Annotated in this window: 14 protein-coding genes, 1 pseudogene and 1 riboswitch; of the genes and pseudogenes, 8 read left to right on the forward strand and 7 right to left on the reverse strand. The window is 69.6% G+C overall.

Going from position 1 to position 18018, the window contains the following annotated elements; all coding sequences use genetic code 11:
• From AC08OO_RS07670 to AC08OO_RS07685, 4 genes and pseudogenes are all read right to left on the reverse strand, one after another.
• Positions 1-949: pseudogene (locus AC08OO_RS07670) on the reverse strand (FHA domain-containing protein); the annotation flags it as partial.
• A 75-nt stretch (positions 950-1024) separates the two neighbouring features.
• Positions 1025-1441: a hypothetical protein gene (locus AC08OO_RS07675; protein WP_476606668.1), complete on the reverse strand. Its 417-nt coding sequence runs from the start codon at positions 1439-1441 to the stop codon at positions 1025-1027.
• A gap of 99 nt (positions 1442-1540) precedes the next feature.
• The gene (locus AC08OO_RS07680; RefSeq protein ID WP_476609005.1) at positions 1541-2884 is read right to left on the reverse strand and encodes a PP2C family protein-serine/threonine phosphatase; all 1344 of its coding nucleotides are present in this window, start codon (positions 2882-2884) and stop codon (positions 1541-1543) included.
• A gap of 226 nt (positions 2885-3110) precedes the next feature.
• Entirely contained in the window at positions 3111-3383 is a 273-nt protein-coding gene (locus tag AC08OO_RS07685) for a hypothetical protein (RefSeq protein WP_476609006.1), read from the reverse strand.
• A gap of 291 nt (positions 3384-3674) precedes the next feature.
• On the opposite strand from AC08OO_RS07685, the gene rlmB reads away from it, so the two are divergent.
• Positions 3675-4766: a 23S rRNA (guanosine(2251)-2'-O)-methyltransferase RlmB gene (gene rlmB / locus AC08OO_RS07690; RefSeq protein WP_476609007.1), complete on the forward strand. Its 1092-nt coding sequence runs from the start codon at positions 3675-3677 to the stop codon at positions 4764-4766.
• A 205-nt stretch (positions 4767-4971) separates the two neighbouring features.
• On the opposite strand, the gene AC08OO_RS07695 is transcribed toward rlmB, so the two are convergent.
• The 3 genes from AC08OO_RS07695 to AC08OO_RS07705 all read right to left on the reverse strand — a co-directional run bounded on the left by AC08OO_RS07695 (position 4972) and on the right by AC08OO_RS07705 (position 9931).
• Positions 4972-5352 (reverse strand): transglycosylase family protein, encoded by a 381-nt coding sequence (locus tag AC08OO_RS07695; protein WP_476606665.1) that lies wholly within the window; start codon positions 5350-5352, stop codon positions 4972-4974.
• A 2-nt stretch (positions 5353-5354) separates the two neighbouring features.
• Positions 5355-5530: riboswitch (cyclic di-AMP (ydaO/yuaA leader) on the reverse strand.
• Between the two features lie 489 nt (positions 5531-6019).
• Positions 6020-7669 carry a peptide deformylase gene (locus tag AC08OO_RS07700; RefSeq protein ID WP_476618367.1) on the reverse strand — a complete coding sequence of 550 codons (1650 nt, stop codon included), beginning with the start codon at positions 7667-7669 and terminating at the stop codon, positions 6020-6022.
• An 888-nt stretch (positions 7670-8557) separates the two neighbouring features.
• The gene (locus AC08OO_RS07705) at positions 8558-9931 is read right to left on the reverse strand and encodes a lipase (protein ID WP_476618368.1); all 1374 of its coding nucleotides are present in this window, start codon (positions 9929-9931) and stop codon (positions 8558-8560) included.
• Between the two features lie 257 nt (positions 9932-10188).
• On the opposite strand from AC08OO_RS07705, the gene AC08OO_RS07710 reads away from it, so the two are divergent.
• The 7 genes from AC08OO_RS07710 (at position 10189) to AC08OO_RS07740 (ending at position 18017) form a co-directional block, all read left to right on the forward strand.
• Positions 10189-12105 (forward strand): ABC transporter ATP-binding protein, encoded by a 1917-nt coding sequence (locus AC08OO_RS07710; RefSeq protein ID WP_476609019.1) that lies wholly within the window; start codon positions 10189-10191, stop codon positions 12103-12105.
• 200 nt (positions 12106-12305) lie between these two features.
• Positions 12306-13451, forward strand: coding sequence for a FecCD family ABC transporter permease (locus tag AC08OO_RS07715; RefSeq protein ID WP_011438596.1), 1146 nt, complete (start codon positions 12306-12308; stop codon positions 13449-13451).
• A complete protein-coding gene (locus AC08OO_RS07720) occupies positions 13448-14305 on the forward strand; it encodes an ABC transporter ATP-binding protein (RefSeq protein ID WP_476609011.1) in 858 nt (285 codons plus the stop codon). The genes AC08OO_RS07715 and AC08OO_RS07720 overlap by 4 nt, the downstream gene beginning before the upstream one ends.
• A 32-nt stretch (positions 14306-14337) precedes the next feature.
• Positions 14338-15339 (forward strand): ABC transporter substrate-binding protein, encoded by a 1002-nt coding sequence (locus tag AC08OO_RS07725; RefSeq protein WP_476609012.1) that lies wholly within the window; start codon positions 14338-14340, stop codon positions 15337-15339.
• Positions 15340-15388: 49 nt separating this feature from the next.
• Positions 15389-16747 (forward strand): MFS transporter, encoded by a 1359-nt coding sequence (locus tag AC08OO_RS07730; RefSeq protein WP_476609013.1) that lies wholly within the window; start codon positions 15389-15391, stop codon positions 16745-16747.
• A 111-nt stretch (positions 16748-16858) separates the two neighbouring features.
• Complete coding sequence (locus AC08OO_RS07735) at positions 16859-16972, forward strand: streptamidine-related RiPP repeat protein (RefSeq protein ID WP_023840694.1); 114 nt, start codon at positions 16859-16861, stop codon at positions 16970-16972.
• A gap of 235 nt (positions 16973-17207) precedes the next feature.
• On the forward strand, positions 17208-18017 hold the full coding sequence (locus AC08OO_RS07740; RefSeq protein WP_011438591.1) for a TOMM precursor leader peptide-binding protein: 810 nt from the start codon (positions 17208-17210) through the stop codon (positions 18015-18017).
• Position 18018: the final 1 nt, after the last annotated feature.

Below are 18018 nucleotides of genomic sequence, written 5' to 3' on the forward strand. Positions count from 1 at the left end.
GCCGCGGGTCGGTCGTGTGCCGCGGGTCGGTCGTGTGCCGCGGGTTGCCGCCCCGGCTCTGGGTGACCCGGTCGCCGGTTGGCGCGGGCGGGGCGGAGGCGTCCATGCCCAGCGGGTCCGCACCGTAGCCGTAATCGGCGTCGCGCCGGCTCCGGCGGTGCGTGTCCGACTCGCGATCAAGGTCGCCCCGCGGGTCCGGATATCCACCCGGCGTCCGGCTGTCGCGGCCGGTGGGGTAGCCGCCCCGGTCGGCCCGGTCGTCATGGCCGCGGCTGTAGGGGTCGCGGTCGTAGGGATCGCGGGGATCGCGGGGATCGAGGTCGGGGTAGCCGCCCGGGACGCGCTCCTCGCGGCTGTCGCGGCCGGTGGGGTAGCCGCCCCGGTCGGCCCGGTCGTCATGGCCGCGGCTGTAGGGGTCGCGGTCGTAGGGATCGCGGGGATCGCGGGGATCGAGGTCGGGGTAGCCGCCCGGGACGCGCTCCTCGCGGCTGTCGCGGCCGACGGGGTAACCGCCACGGTTCTCCGGCGTGCCCCAGTCCCGACCGTAGGGATCGCGCCCGTGGTCGATCCGGTCGTCGGGGGCCGGCCGCTCGTCACGCCCGCGTGGGTAAGGGGCACGATCATAGCCACCGGGCGGGCCGTAGGGGTCCTCCTGATAACCGCGGCCCCCCCGGGACTGGTCGGGGTAGCCGTCGCGGCCATACCCGCCATACGCGTCGCCGCCGCGCGGGTCGCCGCCGCGCGGCGGGTCCGTCACCCCGGGCAGGTCGGCTGGCGAACGGCGGATGCCCAACGGGTCGTAGCCATCTGGACCGTCCGCATCCGGGCCGGTCTGCTCGGCTGGCCCACGCCGGCGGTTCCCGTCAGCCGAGCGGCCGGGGGCATCTGCTCCGTAGGGAGCTCGCCCGCCGTCCTCCGGACGGTATTCGTACCTCTCCTGACCACTCATGATCCCAATTCCGCACCGATCGCAGTAGTCGGGTCGTGAGACAGGTGCCCCGTAGGGCATCGTGCCCTCACCTGATCACCGGTTCACCCGGAGGGTCCTCGTCGACCGTGTGTCAAGGACCATCTCATCGATCTTCTTGGCGTTCTTCTTCAACCGAACCGTACCTGTTGTGGCATTGTCGACGTGAACCACCTTCTGTAGGAGGCGGTAGGTGTCTCCGTTGCCGGAGGCGAGCGCCAGCTGAGCGCCGCGTCCGAGCAACAGTGTCGCAGTCGCCTCGTCGTCGGCCCGACGCGCCTCCAGACCCCGTAGCACCGCGGCCGCGAGTTCCGCCTGGTCGGTGTAGTGGGCGACCGGGTCATTGATCCGGCTCCGCTGGGTCTCATTGTCCGTCCAAACCGCTCGGACCAGCGCCTTTGACGTCACCCGGCCGTCGACGACGAGGCTGACCCGCGCCGCCCGCGCCTCGGTTCCCAGCGCGCGGGCGGGCACCTGGACATTCAAATGGTAGTCGCGCGACTCGATTCCCCACGCGCCGGTACGGTACCGGAAGGTACTCGTTCTGGTAGACCTCCGCGGCGAAGGCACTCATCAGTCCTCCACCCGGGCGGCCACCACCGTGATGTTGTCGTGTCCCCCGGAGTTGATGGCGAAGTCGACGAGGTGGCGGGCGACGTCGATGGCCTCGCAGCGGGGTGGGAGCTGGTTGACGAGCGCGGCCATCACGTCTGGCCGGGACGCGTAGTTCCACAGCCCGTCGCTGCAGACCAGTACCGTGGCCGGCGCCTCGATCGGGAACATCTCGGTGTGCGGCGCGACGTCCTCGACGTCGCCGCCCAGCCAGCGGGTGAGGGTGTGCGCCCGCCGGTGCGTCTCGGCCTCGTTGGCCGGGATGAGCCCCGCGCGCGCGGCCTCGGCCGCCCAGGTGTCGTCGGCGGTCAGCCGCTCGCACCAGCGCGGACCGAGCAGGTAGACCCGGCTGTCGCCGACCCAGCCGACCGTGACCATGCCCGGCCCGTCCGGGGTCGGCGGGGTGACGATGGCCGCGGCGAACGTGCACGACGGCGCCATCCGCCCCTCGGCCGCGCTGAGTTGGGCGATGGTCGCCTGGGCCGCGTCGACGGCGGCGTGCAGCGCGGCCTCGGCGTCCTCCGGGGAGAACCCGCCGACGACCGCGCGGGGCGATGTTCGCGGCTTCTTGTAGTCGGCATACGACGGTTCGAGGATGTCGAGCATCTCCTCGGCCCGGCTGACGCCGCGCGACGGGCGGGTGCCGTGGTGGACGGGGCGCCCCGGGCCGTGGGCACGCACCGCATCCGCGAGGACGGCCATGGCGGCGGTCGCCGCGGCGGCCGAGGCCTGCCCGGAGCCCGGAGTGGTCGATACGCCGTCACACACCACCGCGATCAGCGTGCCGTACACGACGGCCAGGCCCATGGCGTCCTCGTTGGTGGTGTGCCGGACGCCGCGGTCGCACACGCCGGCGAGCTGGCCGAGGTCGACCTCGCTGTGGTCGGCGTCGCCGTGGCCGGGGTTCGGACCCTCCAGCCCGTGACCACAGACCTCGCAGTACCGGTCGTCGGTATACACCGGTGCCGCGCACACCGGGCAGCGACCCAGGTCGTCGTCGAGTTCGAACGGCCCGCTCCCGGTGATCTGGTAGGCGACCGTGGGGGCGTCGTCATGCGGGTTGAGGTCCACCGTCATGCCGCCGGGAGAAAGCGGACGCGGCCGGAAACAGCCGGGAGAACGCATGCGGGCGGTGTGCGCAGAGCCATGTGCTGGGTGCCTCCTGCCCCTGACGATCGGGTCGCTGACGATCGGGTCGCTGACGGCCGGATCGTCGATGCTCGCCGTGGCCGTCTCGGGACACCGACGGCGCGCGCCCGATGATCGGCCGAAGTGGTCGCACTCGTCGAGCTGGTCATCACACATTCATGAAGACGTATTCTCCCAGCTTCCCCCACGGCACGTCGAGGGTGTAGATCGCCGTGCCGGCGACCTGATCCGACGCGCCCGCCATCGTCGGCGGGCGACCCTAAAAGAGCGTAAAGGCCGGGGGTGGATGGTGGCAGGGCCCCCGCATCCCGGGGAACCCCGGGCCTGCCGATCGGCGTGGTCACGCGGCCGCCGCTCATGACCCGCACCTCCGCTCGCGTCGTCACGTCGTCTCCCCGGGTCCGCCTGGGCCGCCTGGGCCGCCGGGCCGGGAGGTGGCGCTCAACGTTCTATGCCGGGCATTCTCCAGGAGTGTCACCGCCGCGGCGGTGACACTGCCAGGTCGGGGAGCACACCCGCCGAACGCCCGCGGCGGCGTGCCGCGCGGCCCGGCCGCCGTGACGAGCGCGGTACCGTAGGCCTCCACTCCGCCGAGCATGGTGAGACTGGCATCGAGATCGTCGATGTTGATCAGGTGGCACCCCGCCTCCGCCATGGGTCACCACCGGTCTTCGGCCCGCGACCACCCGGCGGCGGGTGGAAGAACGATGCGCACCTGACCCTCCTGACGCCGGTGAGGAGCGGCCGGACCACATCAGGTCGGGCCGTGGGCCTGCCGGCCCTCAGGATAGGGCGCCGGATCCCCGGAAACGGCCATGTCGAGGTATGCCCATGGCAGAGCTCCTCCGCCGAGTTCCTGCCGAGCGCGCCCCGACACGCCGGTGTCGTCCGCCGTATACCGTGGTCACATGGTCATTCCCCGGGCGTGTAATGGTCGGTGGTCCTGATGGCCGGCGCCGCTCGCCGGGACAGCGGGATCGCCCGCGGCGGTCAGGGCGGTCGGGCCGCCAAGGCCGGTTCCCACCGCAAGGGGGCCTCCACGGGCAGCGGCGGTCACGGCCGCAAGGCGCTGGAGGGCCGTGGGGCCACTCCGCCCGCGCAGCTGCGCCCCGGCCATCCCGCCCAGCGTCGTGCGGCGGCGGCTGCTGCGGCCCGTTCCGCCTCGGCCGGAGCCGAGCGGAGTCGAGCGGCCGCCGGCCGGCGCGGGGATGGTGGCCGCGCCGTCGCAGCTGCGGCCACCACCGGGCCGAGCGCCGTGGGGGGTTCCGCGGGGGCCGGGCGCCCACGGCGGACCGAGGGCGACGAGCTGGTGGTCGGGCGCAACGCGGTGGTCGAGGCGCTGCGGGCCGGGGTACCGTCGTCGACCCTTTTCATCGCCGGCGGGCTGGACTTCGACGAGCGGCTCGCCGACGCCCGCCGGCTCGCCGGGCGTGCCGGGATCGCCGTGGCCGACGTCGGCCGCACGGATCTCGACCGGATGTGTGGCACCGCTCCGCATCAGGGTCTCGCCCTCGTGGTACCGCCGTTCCGGTATGCCCATCCGGATGATCTCCTCGCCCGCGCGCGCTCGTCTCCTCCGGGTCTGCTGGTGGCGTTGGACGGGGTCACCGATCCTCGCAACCTCGGGGCCGTGGTGCGCTCGGCCGCCGCCTTCGGTGCCCACGGCGTCGTCGTCCCGGAGCGTAGGGCCGCCGGCGTGACCGCCGCGGCCTGGAAGACCTCGGCGGGGGCTGCCGCCCGGCTGCCGGTGGCGCGCGCCACCAACCTCGCCCGCACGCTCGTCTCCTACGCGGCGGGCGGCCAGTTCGTTGTCGGTCTGGCCGCGGACGGTGAAGTGAGCATCGACGAGCTCACGATGGCGACCGACCCCCTCGTCCTGGTGATCGGTTCCGAGGGACGCGGGTTGTCCAGGCTGGTCGAGCAGCGCTGCGACGTGAGGGTCCGGATCCCCATGGCGGGTGCGGTGGAGTCCCTCAACGCGGGGGTGGCCGCCGGGATCACGCTGGCCGAGATCGCCCGCCGCCGTCGGATCGGCTGAGCCGGCCGATCGGTGGGTCCGCCGGGTCTCCGCCGGGCGGGGCCGCGGAAGTTGAGCTGGCCGACGTCGCCGTGACCGGGAAACCGTGACCGGGAAACGTAGCGTGCAGCCCCGTGTCCCGTCCGGGACACGGGGCTGCTGGCCGCGCGCCGATCAGTACCGGCCGGGCGTGGACGGTGAAGGCTGGTGCGGGAAGCCGGGCAGCTCAGATCTTGTGACCCCAGCACGGCTTCGAGGCGTACCAGGGGCTCGTCCCCTGCTGGGCGTACAGGATGCGGGCGCGCTGCCACTGCTCGGCGACGCTGGCGTGCTGCGGCAGACCCTTGCCGCCGACCCCGCGCCAGGTGCTGGGCAGAAACTGGAACAACCCGCCGGCGCCGATGGAGTTGACCGCGCGGGGGTTCCCCCCGGACTCACACGGGATCACCTTGGAGAGGAAGTGGTCGGCGTTCGTCGACGCGCTGGCCGGTTGGGACAGCGCGAGGCCACCGCCGATCGAGGCCGCGAGAGTGGTGGCGGCGATCAAGGCCCGGGAACCGAGCCTGATGCGGTTGAGGCCACGAGCGAGCGAACGAGCGTTGGACATTGAGTTGCCCTTCCCCACGCCTGCGAGGTGAGCTGTCGGGTTCGGGCTGGGAATGCCCGGCCGCGCATCGCGGCTTCACCCCGAGGACGTCTTCTATCGGCGCCCGGAATTGGTTCCCCCGCTCCTGCCAAAGGTTTGATTCTCGTCGAGCGGGGGCAGGATTCGGCGTGCCGCCCGACGCATGCCATCAGGTGACGGCACGGCAACGAACATAGCTGAGAGTGACCCGGGGAAAACAAGAGTACGTGAGGATGCACACAGTGCACCCCACTTACTTGTCCCGATCTTTTTAATGGTGTTTCGCGCCCGCGTGCGCGCCCGATCCTAGAGGTTGTTCAGTGGGCTGAAAATCCCCAGTTCGTGGCTGGGTCGTCACGCTGGCGGTAAACAATACGCGATGCGTGGAGAATCTGTTCCGCCGCGTGGCGATCGAGCCTCCACTACCCGCTGCCGGCAGTCTCCAACCAGGTTCCGAAAAAATCTGTGTCGACGTTCCGGCGGACCCGCACCTATCGCCTGCTTTCCGGACTATACGGCACGAGGGAACCATGTCATATGTCGGATCTACCAGTCCGTGTCGGACACCCGGTCCCGGCGCTGCGCCGTCGGCACGTCGGCACGTCGGCATGCCGCCACGCCGCCCGCGGGGCGGGTGCGTTCGGGCTGGTCAGCGGTTGTAGGACCAGGCCGAGCCGGTACCCCGGTACTGCTCCACCGGGATCGGTGTGGTTCCGGCCCGCATCCGATCCGTGTAGAGCTGACCGTGCAGGTGATCGATCTCGTGAGCGACGAGCCGCGCCAGCCCCTGCCGATAGACGGTGATGTGCCGGTTGCCATCGATATCGGTGTGTTCGACGTGCAGCTCCAGCGGCCGGGGGACGAGGCCACGGACGTCGAAGAAGCTCAGGCAGCCCTCGTACTGCTCGTCGGTCTCCCGGGAGGTCTCGATGACGCTGGGGTTGAGCAGCGTGAGCGTGTCGCCGCCCGCGGTACGCACGATCGCCGCGGCGCGGTTGATGCCGACCTGCGGCGCGGCGATGCCCAGGCCCTTGCCGAAGGTGTGCAGAACGGACACCCGTTCGAGGGCGGAGGACAGTTCGGCGACGACCCGGCGCGCGTCTTCGGCCTCGTTGGGCAGGGCGAAAGGGCGGGCCGGCTGCCGCAGGATCGCCTCACCCTCCTGCACGATGCCGACGGCCGCCATCTGATCGCTGGGACGTGTTCCGGTCTCCGTGGCCGGATCACGTTCCGGCACGGTGGCCCGGAAGTTCCATTCCAGTCGGTAGCGGGCGTGCAGCGGCGGCTCGGTGGTCGACCAGGTGAAGATCCGTCGGTCGCCGGAGTCGGTGCGGGCGATTGCGGTCCGCAACGGGAAGGCATCGGCGGTCATCGACGTCTCCATGCCCCAGACCACGGGATCCAGCTCGGCCGGAAAGTCCAGCCGGACCGAGAGGAAACTCGTCGGTACCCGCACGGCACGCTGGAACCACGGCCCCCACTTCTCCCTGCTCACCTGGTAGCTGTAGTTGATCCATGCCGATTCGCCGGGATAGAGCGGAAATCGTCCTCGGCTGTTCTCGAAGAGCAGCCAGACCTCCTTGAGCGCGTCCCAGTCGGTCTTGACCTGCCAGGCCATCTGCTCGCCGCCACAGTGCGCGCTGAGCTGGAGGTCCTCCCAGCGCAGCGGATCGGATCGGTACAACCGCGCGGAGCGTTCCGGATCTCCCGGGAACCGGTCGACCGATATCCGCATCAGATACCGGGTTACCGGTTCGCTGCCGGCGTTGAGAAGACGTCTTCGCTGGTGGGCGACGTACATGCTGTCGTCGTAGCGGAGTTCGGCCCGGTCCTCCTCGACGACCAGGCCTCCCGGTCCGGGGGGGAGCCGGCCCGGGCCCTCGGCGACGACGGGACCGGGGGCCGGGGCCGGGTCGACGGAGGGGGTCGCGACGTGGGCTACCGGTGTCGGGCCGGATCCGGCCGGAACCGTCGGCAGCCCGGGCGGCTCGCGCACGTCCCGTGCCGCCTCCCACGGCCGTGCGGCCAGGTGGAAATAACTGCCCGGGATGCGCAGCGCGTCGGTGATGCGTTCGATCAGGGAGAGCCGGGCGATGTGGTCCTCGCCCTGCATGATCCGGCTGACCCTGCTTTGGCTGAGCCCTTCCACCGGAGATGCGATGCGATTCTGGCTGGCACCGTCGTACTTCTTCATCAGCCGGAACACCGTGCGGAAGTCCCGCGTCGCGCACGCCGCCCGGAAGTCCTCCCGGGCCAACAGCCTGGGCGATACCCGGTAAGGTCCAGATTCGTACGACATCGAAACGGCCTTCCATGTCGGTACGGTCGGTGAAGGCCGGAGTGAAATCGGGCGATCAGTCCTCCGTCAGTCGACACATCAGGATAACGACGCCATGTCAAACGGGCACAGATGTCCGGCTGAATGCTCGACTGTCGGGTATCCGACAGTGCGGGCTCGGCGGTTTCCCTGATCTTTCCAGGTTTTCGTGGTAATGCGGATGTCGTGTCTGACTCCTTGCGGACAGCGACGGCTGCTGGTGGCGTGTTGTCGCCGCCGGCCAGGGTGACAGGAGGCGCACCCGCCGCCTGGAAAGACCTCGTTCCACCCATGGAACTAGGTCTTCGTCCCGTGGCGATCCGGGCTGCCCTAGCGGCGCGATCCGGGCCTGGTGCCCACCGATGCCGGCTCGCTCCTCGATGTCCGACGGCCCGTCGCGGCGGACAGGTGTGGAGGGTTAGGTACGGTTTGGCGGCCGTAAACCGGTTCGCCTCCCAATATCTTCGCTCTCGGCCATCTATTCGCGATCTTCGGCGTTCCGCGCCGGGACATCCTCGGCCAAGGCCGTGCGGATGCGACCGCCGAGACGGCCGGGTAGTTCGGTCAACGGGGTCCAGCGGTAGGCAGGGACCGACCCAACCACAACTGATCAACCAGATGCGGGGGGTCAAGTTTCCGAGACTCGTGGCCCATACGAGAAAGGCATGCCTGACTGACGTTTCCGGATCCCGGTCGCCTGCGTCAGTCTTGGTGGCAGGCCGGTCCCGCCCCGCGTCGAGCCGCGACCTCCGCCGGGCGGGGCCGGCGTGACGCCGAGCCGCGGCCGGGTGCGACGCCCAAGACCTCCGTCGGGGGGGCTATGGACAGGTGGCCCTGCCCTGCCCAAGCAGGGCCACCCTCGGCCTCCGTTCAGCCCTCGCCGGTGAAGTGCAGAGTGACGCGATGCCGGTCCGACGGCCAGGCGGGCACCCGGAGAACGCTCCGGTGGGCCGTCTTTCCCCGCGGTGTCATCGCGACTTCGACCGAGCGCTCACCTGCCGGGACGAACACATCTACGCCGGTGATGAAGCCGATCCCGAAATACGCCGGAATCGGCATTGTAAGGTGGGTGACGCCGTCGGAATTCCGGTCGAACAGGTAGACGCCCAGGGCCAGTTTGGACCGGGGCGCGTCGGCGGCGTTCAGCACGTTCTTCCCGTCGATGCTGAGGACGTCGTCGGCGTTCCCCTGGTCCCCCCACCATTCGAGCGGGCGTTCGACGACCAGATCGGTGTGCCCGGGACCGGTCTCCATCCCGCCGCCGATCTCCTGGCCCGGCTGGCTCGTCAGCAGACGTACGAGGTGATCGTCGCGGCGGAACGGCTGGTAGTAGAAGTGGTGGTCGGGTTCCCCGCCGCGTACGATCACGAACTCGTAGGTGGAGGCGCCGTCACCTCGGAACGGACCCCAGGATCCGTCGCCGGAGAGGTGGAAATAACCTTTGAGGCTGTTCGCCCCCCGCCGACCCGTCCGTGGGTCGACCCGGTGAACCTCCAGTCTGGCGTCCCGCACACCGGCATTCACCGGATAGCGCAGGGCCCGGCCGGAGATCTCGATCGGGCCCTGCTTCGGCACCACGTCGGTCGTGTGCGGAGTGGTTCCGGTGAGAAACCGGTACATCTCCCTGAAGGTGGCCGTCGAGGTCAGGAGCTGGGCGCGGTCCTGGTCGACGAACCGCACGTTGACGGCCCCCTCGACGCGCCGGGTCGGATCGTTCTCGCCCCAGACCGCCAGGGTGGGCACTCCGGCCGGGGGTCTACCCGCGAGCGAGCCTCCGACGGTGACGTAGTGCGCGACCCGGTTCGCCCGGTCGGATGAGCTGGTCAGGTACCGCTCGCTTAGCGCGGCGCCCTCGAGATGTGCCACCAGATCGAGCTTCTTCGCCCCGGTTGCCTTGAGGATACTAGCGATCTTCGCATCGAGGTCCGGAAGGACCTCCTCGACGGAGTTGGCCGAGGACGACGCATCGTAGTCGAAGGCCTCGACGTAGTCGACGGGATAGCCGTTTGCGGTGAATCGTTGCGCCGGTGTCTCGAAGAGGCTGCCCGACCCAAGGCTGCCGTGCACGAACAGGATCGGGAGGCGAGAGGCGTCCGGGGCGGCGACCGCGGCCTCCGCCAGCTCCCGCGCGAGCGCCGGGGAGCGTCCCGCGCCGGACTCCGTGCCACCAGCGCCGGAACAGGCGACCGCCAGTCCGGCGATGGCAAGCGCGCTCAGCAGGTGGAAGTAACGGCGGCGAGCCACTCGACGTCCCTTTCCCTCGGGATATCCGACGGCCACGCACCGGGCCACCGTCAGCATTTCTCCTGTCGGTTACACCTCGGTAGCGGCGCACCACTGGATCGGACGTTCTGCGCGTCCGACACGTCTCGTGCCAGAGCACAGTACATCGGGCCGGCGCATGTGACGGCCAGGCCCTCGTGAGCTTCGGTGCGGACGCGGCCGTTCCCCTGGTCAAAAACAAGGTGCGGGCCCGGCCGGTCGCCTGTCATCATCTCGGCATGGACAGCGTGGCCGGCGGGGTTCCGCATCAGGAGATACGGTCGCCTGGCATCGGTTCCCGTGACGCCGGTCAAAACGGCACCGGCCTGGACGATGTCGGCACCGCCGTGGACAACCTCGTTTCCCGCCGGGTGGAGCGGTATGCCGCCCTGCGTTCCTATCTGCGTTTCGTCGCGACCTTCAAGGGGCCGGCTCTCCTGGTCGTCGGTGTCTTCGTCCTGTCCAACAGCCTGCTCGCCGTGATACCGGTCCTCATCGGCCTTCTCGTGCAGGCTCTCGCCAGCGCCCCGGTACAGACCCACGACGCGTACCTGTACGCCGGCGTCCTTCTCGCGTGCAACATCGGCCATGACCTGACCTGGCGTGGTGCCGAGGTGCTGTATCTCCGGCTACTCAACCACCGGGGCTACGAATACGAGAACATTCTCTTTGGAAATGTCATAAACGAGCGATATCCATACTTCGTCGGCAAGTTCACCGGAAAGATCAGCAGCTATGTGAGCACGCTCGGCCGCGAGTTCCGAGAGATCCTCGAGACGGCGTGCTTCACGTACGTCGAACAGCTGGTCAAGGTTCCGGCGATCCTAATGATCATGTTTTCGGTTAACCTTTACTCGGGCCTGGCCTTCCTGGGTTCCGTCGCGATCATGCTTCTTGTCGGCAGGCACACCGTCCGTCGTTCGGCCCGCGCGGAGAAGCGGCTCGCGGACGAGGTCTCGGAGATGGACGGTTACGTGATCGACGTCATCTCGAACTTCGTGAGCGTGAAGTCGTTCCTCCAGGAGGAGGCCGAGTACGAGCGGGTCCGCCGGCGTCGTCGCCGGGTCATCGCCGCCGCGTATCGCTCGTCCTTCTGGAGCATTGTGTTCTGGACCTCGATGAGCCTCGTGGTCCGGTACCTCGTCTGGCCGGTGTCGATCGTCCTAAACCTGTATCTATTCCTCCACGGTGAGATGAGCCTGGCCCAGTTCACGACCTTCCTCTCCGCGCTGGTCCTCTTCTCCGACTTTATCTGGGGGACGGTGTGGGAGATTGCGCAGCTCAATCTCCGACTCGCCCGCATCGAGGAGGCCTACCACTACCTCTTCGCCGGTCGGAACATCCTGTCAGCCGGTCCGGATAATTCAGCCGGTTCAGCTGGTTCAGGCCGTCCTGCGGTTCTTCCCGCGGTTTCCGGTCGGCTGCAGTTCCAGGGCCTGTCGTTCGCCTATCCCGAGAACGACCGGAACCTCGTGCTCGCGGGCATCGACCTGGCCATCGAGCGGGGCGAAAAGATCGGCATCGTGGGTCGCAGCGGAAGCGGCAAGACGACGTTCATCAAGCTGTTGCTGGGCTACTACCCGCTCCCACCGGGCATGGTCGCCGTGGACGGTGTTCCGGTGTCCAACCGCCAGCTCGCTCGGGGTATCTCCTACGTTCCGCAGGACACCACCCTCTTCCACCGGTCCATCCGGGACAACATCGTCTACGGGACCGCGGGCCCGGTGACCCAGGCGCAGGTGGAGGCGGCGGCGCTGCGGGCCCACGCGCACAGCTTCATCTCGCGGGCGCCCGACGGTTACGACACCGTCGTCGGGGAACGTGGCATCAAACTCTCGACCGGGCAACGGCAGCGGATCGCCATTGCCCGCGCCTTCCTGGACGACAAACCCATCCTCATCCTGGACGAGGCGACGAGCGCGCTGGACAGCGAGAGCGAGGTACTCGTCCAGAACGCACTCGAGAACCTGTGGCGAGACAAGACGGTGATCGCCGTCGCGCACCGGCTGTCGACCCTGCTGCACATGGACCGCATCGTCGTCCTCGACGACGGTCGCGTCGTGGAGCAAGGGTCCCATCGCGAGCTGCTCGAGCGGCGGGGGCGCTACCACCGGCTGTGGCAGCGGCAGAGCGGAGGAATGATCCCGGTCGAGTAGCTTGGCCGGATGATGGTGACCACCCGACCACGACGAGCGGGGATCCTCTCCTGCCCCCTACAGAACCGTTGACGGAGCCCGCGCAGGGCTGTTAGCTTGCCCAAACGAAACGAAAATCGTTTTCGTTTCGTTTGAGTCAACGGGGGCATCCGCTGTCCATCGATCAACCTACGTCGGTACGTGCCACGCCGACGCCATCCGTGGGTGCCGCGGACGCGGTACGGCTGCGGGCGGTGGCGGCGCTTCGACCCGCCCGCGGGATGCCCGCGGTCACTGCCTGCGCCGTGCTGCCGCGCACGGCGCGCGGCGCGCGCGGCAGATTCTTGATCACTCTGCTCGCCCTGGTGCTGGCGACACCGATCGTTGTTGGGGCAGCGATCGGCGTGGGTTCGGTATCGGTGCCTCCCGGTGAGGTGTGGTCCAGCGTCGTGGCTCATCTGACCGGCAACGGTGCCCAGTCCTCGATGATCAACGATCAGATTATCTGGCAGGTGCGGACGCCGCGGGTGTTGCTGGCGTTCGTGGTGGGTGCGGGCCTGGCCGTGGCCGGAGCCGTGCTGCAGGCGGTGGTGCGTAACCCCCTCGCCGATCCGTATGTGCTGGGCGTGTCCTCGGGTGCCTCCGTCGCCGCGGTCGCTGTCCTCACCCTGGGAGGGGTCTCGTCGTCGGGGCTTGCCGCGGCGGTGGGGGTGTCGGGGGCGGCGTTCATCGGTGCCGTTCTCACCCTGGCTCTCGTGATCGCGTTAGGGCGTAGGCGCGGTTACCTGGACCCGCAACGGCTGCTGCTCGCAGGGGTGGCGCTGACCTATCTGTTCCAGGCTGGCACCAGCTACCTGCAGTTGCGGGTCGGCTCGAACCAACTCGCCGCGGTGCTGTTCTGGCTGCTGGGAACGGTGTCGGGGGCCGAGTGGGACACACTGGGGCTGCCCGCGTGCATCGTCGTGGCCGCGACGCTGTGGCTGCTGGCGCAGGCCCGGTCGTTGAATGCCTTGCTGCTCGGTGATGAGGCCGCCGCCTCGCTGGGGATCCCGGTCAGCCGGCTGCGGACCCAGCTGCTGATCGTTACCGCCGCTCTGACAGCGTCCGTCATCTCCGTCGCCGGCGGTGTCGCGTTCGTCGGCCTCATCGCGCCGCACTGCGTGCGGATGCTTATCGGGTCGGACCACCGGCGGCTGCTCCCGGTAACGGCGCTGCTGGGCGGAACGTTCCTCGTGCTGGCCGATCTCCTCGGCCGGGTCGTGGCCCGGCCGTTGGAGCTGCCGTTGAGCATTATCACCGCGGTCGCCGGGGTGCCCTTCTTCCTCGTGCTGCTGCGCCGGTCGGGACGGGCGAGTGGTGCCTCGTGACGGGCCTTCGCCTGGAAGGTCTGGGTGTCGTCGCCGACGGGGTACAGATCGTGCGCGACCTGACGGTCGGCTGTCCCCCCGGCGCCTTCGTCGGCCTGGTCGGTCCGAACGGCAGCGGGAAGTCGACCGTGCTGAAGACGGTCTACCGGGTGGTGCGGCCGACGTCCGGTGCGGTGCTGCTCGACGGAACTGACCTGGTCAGGGACCTCACCCCGCGCCAGTCGGCGCGGCGGGTCGCGGCCTTGGCGCAGGAAAGCCCCGATGGCTTCGACTTCACCGTCCTTGAGGTGGTCGCGACCGGGCGGACCCCCCACCAGAGCGCGTGGAGCCCGACCTCGACCGGGGATCATGAGATCATCTCGGCCGCGCTCGACACCGTGGGCATGGCCGCGCACGCCGGGCGGGCGTTCGCGTCGCTGTCCGGCGGCGAGAAGCAGCGGGTCCTGCTGGCGCGCGCCCTCGTGCAGGCACCGTCGGTGCTGATCCTGGACGAGCCGACCAACCATCTGGATATCAGCACCCAGCTGAGCCTGCTGGAGTTGGTGCGCTCACTCGGGATCACCGTGCTCGCCGCGTTACATGACCTCAACCTCGCGACGGCCTTCTGTGACCGGCTCTATGTCCTGCACGACGGCGCGGTGATCTGTTCGGGCAAACCGGAGGACGTCCTGACCGCCGACCTCATCGGCCGCGTGTTCGGGGTGCGCGCCGACCGGAGCGTCCACCCGGTGACCGGCCGCCTCCACCTCGCTTTCTCCAGTCTTCCCTTCCCCAGCCTGCCTTCTTCCAGCCTGCCCGGAACAGACGAGCCGGCCCCGGTGGTAGCTGGCGCGGAAATCCCGATAAAGCAATGACCCGATGAAGCAATGGAAGGAGACAGAACCCGATGAAGAAACTCGGCGCCGGCGTCGCGGTCGTTGCCCTGCTCGTTGTTACCGCCGGTCTCACCGGCTGCGGGTCCGGTTCGACCACCGGCGCGGGCAGTGCGAGCGCGGCCGATGCCCGGTCGGCCCCGGCCGGTACCCGCTATCCCGTTGAGGTGGCGAACTGCGGCCGGACCCTGCACTTCGACGAGGCCCCGGCGCGGGTCGTCTCCGGGTGGACCACCAGTACCGAGCTCCTCATCGAACTGGGCCTGACGGACCGGATTGTTGGCCAGTACAACACCAGCAGCGGCACACCGGCGGCGAAGTACGCCAGTGTGGAGGCGAAGCTACCCGCCCTCGGTACCGGCGCACCGACCCGGGAGGCGCTGCTCGCCGCCCGGCCCGACCTGATCTGGGCGGATGGCAGCTATCTGTTTGACGGCCGGCAGCTCCCCACGATCGCCGAGCTGGCCGCCCAGGGCACCCAGGTGATGATTCTCAGTGGGTTCTGCACCGACGACGCCACCAAGGCGACGGTCCGTGACGTCGATACCGACCTGACCGCGCTCGGCATGATCTTCGGCATTCCGGGCCGGGCCAGGCAGGTCCAGGCCGACATCAACGAACGGCTCCGCCAGGTCGCGACGAAGATCCAGGGCAGGGACCCCGTCCCGGTCGCGGTGGTCGCCACCTACCAGGGAACCGTCTACACCTACGACGGCGTCTACACCGACATCGCGCGGCTCGCCGGGGCGCGGAACATCTACGCGGGCACCCTGCCCAAGGGCAAATACTTCAGTGAGCTGTCGGTGGAGGACCTCATCAGCAAGAATCCCGGCACCCTCGTCTATCTGCTCAGCGGCAGCGAAACCGAGGCCGAGGCCCGCAAGTTCCTCACCTCCCGGCTCCCGACCGTGGCGGCAGTCCGCAACAACCGTGTGTTCTTCCTCCCGCAGTCGGACTCGGCCAACCTCGCCGGCGTGGAAGGCGTGACAAAGCTGGCCGCCGCGCTGCACGCCTGAGCCGCAGACCCAAAAATGTGGGACGACCTGAGATGAGTAACAACCTGAGATGAGTACGGTACCCGCCTTCCGGCTTTTCCTGGCGAGCCGGGCTGTCTCCTGGGCGGGTTCGGCGATGACGCTCGTCGCGCTCCCGGTGCTGCTTTTCCAGCGCACCGGGAGCGGCACGCTCGCGGGCGTGCTGGTCGGTCTCGAAGCGGTGCCCTACCTCGTGCTCGGACTGCCCGCTGGTGCCCTGGTCGACCGCTGGGATCACCGGCGCACGATGGTGGTCACCAGTTGCCTCAGCGGCCTGACGATGGCCAGCATCCCCGTGGCCAACTGGGCGGGTGTCCTCACCACACCCCATCTGCTGATCTCCGCGGTGCTTGTCGCATCGGTCTTCGTGTTCTTCGATGCGGCCAGCTTCGGCGCAGTCCCGGCGATCGTGGGACGGGACGCGGTGGCCGCGGCGACCGGAGCGATGGTGTCGGTGAGCACCGTTGTCAACCTGGTCGGGCCGGCCGTCGGCGGGGTGGCCGCGGCCACGGTGGGCGCAGCCAGTGTGCTCGCCCTCGATGCGCTCAGCTACCTGGTCGGTGCCATCCTGCTCTCCCGGGTGCGCTGGGCCGTGCCGGCCGCAGCCGACCGGAGCGGGGCCGACCGGAGCGGGGCCGACCGGAGCGGGGCCGACCGGAGCGGGCCGGCTGGCAGCCGGGTGAGCCGGACCCGTCGCGACATCGCCGAGGGCCTGGGTTACATCCGGGGGCATCGCCTCATCCGGACTCTGACCCTGCTCGGGGCCGGCAGCAGCCTGTCCGGGGGCGCGGTCACCGGCCTGGTCGTCGTCGTCGCGGTACGGCAGTTCGGCCTTCCCGACGACGACCCGCGGATCGGTCTCCTCTACGTCGCCGCCGCGCTCGGAACGCTGATCGTCAGCCAGCTGCTCAGCCGCGTGCACCGACACGTCCCCACCGGAACGATCACACTCGGTGCGCTCGGAGCCAGCACGCTCGCCCTGATCGGCTGGTCTCTGAACACGGCGTGGCTGCCAGGGATGGGCATCCTGCTGCTCTGGCAGGCCAGCACCTCCCTGGTCATCCTAAACGGCATCGTCGTCCGGCAAGCCGTCACCCCCCTACGCCTGCAGGCCCGGGTCAACACCACCGCGAGGATGATCGCCTGGGGCGGAACGCCGCTGGGTGCCGTGCTCGCCGGCATCCTCGCCGATGCCTGGGGCACCCGGGCCGCTCTGCTGACCGCCTCGGCCGGCGTCGGCCTGGCGCTGGTAGCGGGCCTGATGGCAGGCCTCGGCCACACCGGCAGGCTTCAGGACCTGATCAGGGCCGACGAGGCACCGGCCAACCCGCCGCAGGCCGGGCCCGGTGGGCCGGACGCCGCGGTCCGGGCGGTGACAGCCGCCGAATGAGCCCCCGAACGAGCCGCCCGGCGGATGTGTGGATATCAGCCCAGCCCCACGTCGCTCGTGCTAGCATTCCTTTTGAAAACGAAAACCGTTTTATTGCGAAGGAGGTGAAGCATGGCGGAGATCTCGTTCGAGGAGCTGGCCGAGGCGCCGGTCCTCGCTGCCCCGCAGGACCCGACCACGCACGCGCTCGTCCAGAGCCCGTTCGCGTGGGACGACGAGGAGTAGTGCCGCCGGTTCACTGAAGGCGCCGAACGCACCTTGGTGAGCCAGTGCAAGCCGTGACCGTCGGTGCCGTCAGTTTCCCGGACGTCCTCGACGGTCACGGTCTCTACCGGGTTCATCCCGGCCCGCGCGCGACCCGTGCCGGCCATGACCCCTGCCGGCCGCAACCAGCCCATCACGACCAGCCCATCACGACCAGCCCATCACGACCGCGACACACCCGATGAGGAAAGCCGACGTGTTCTCTCCTGGCCACCATCTCTACCGGGCCGCCGACGGGAGTTGGCGTTACAGCGCCCCCGGGGACGTCTTCGTCCGAATTGGCGGCGAGGACCGCCTGCTCGCCCTCGTGCGGAACGTCGCGGCCGGGGCCACCCAGCTGCCCCTGCCCGATGCGGACCGACCCGCCGTCGAGCGCATGACCGCCGCGCTCACCGATCGCGGCGTGTTCGTCGGCCCGGGGCGTGCGGGGACCGTTCCGGCTGGCTGGAAGGTGCACCTCGACGGCGACAGTCCGGTCGTCGGGAAGCTCACCGAACTCCTGGGCGACATCATCGATGACGTCGAGTGCACCGTGGGCCCGGCGGACGAGGCCGCGGTAGCCGGCTCGGACGCCGTCGTCAGCTGCGCCCGGTGGCTGCCGGACTCGCACTGGTGCCGGCTCGATCAGTGGTGCGCGGCGCACCACACGCCATGGCACGGCTGCTACGCCGAGGGCGACACGTTCGTCGTGGGACCCCTGTCGATGCCGGGCCGTACGGCGTGCTACCGGGACACCAGAGGACGTCGGCTCGCCGCGGCCGCTCTCCCCGACGAGCTGATCGCCCACTGGGCTTACCTCGATTCCGACGCGGTCAAGCCGCCGGCACCGTTCACCCCGGCAGCCACCGCGGTGCTGGCGGGGCTGCTCGCCGCCGACCTGCGGGCGCTGGCGGCGGGAAGCACCGTTCCCAGCGAGGGGCACCAGCTCGTCGTCGATCCGACCACGGCGTCGATCAGCCGGCATCCGGTGCTTCCTCTTCCCAACCTCGCGGTCAACCCGGTCTAGG

This window comes from Frankia sp. CeCAU1, assembly GCF_977971845.1.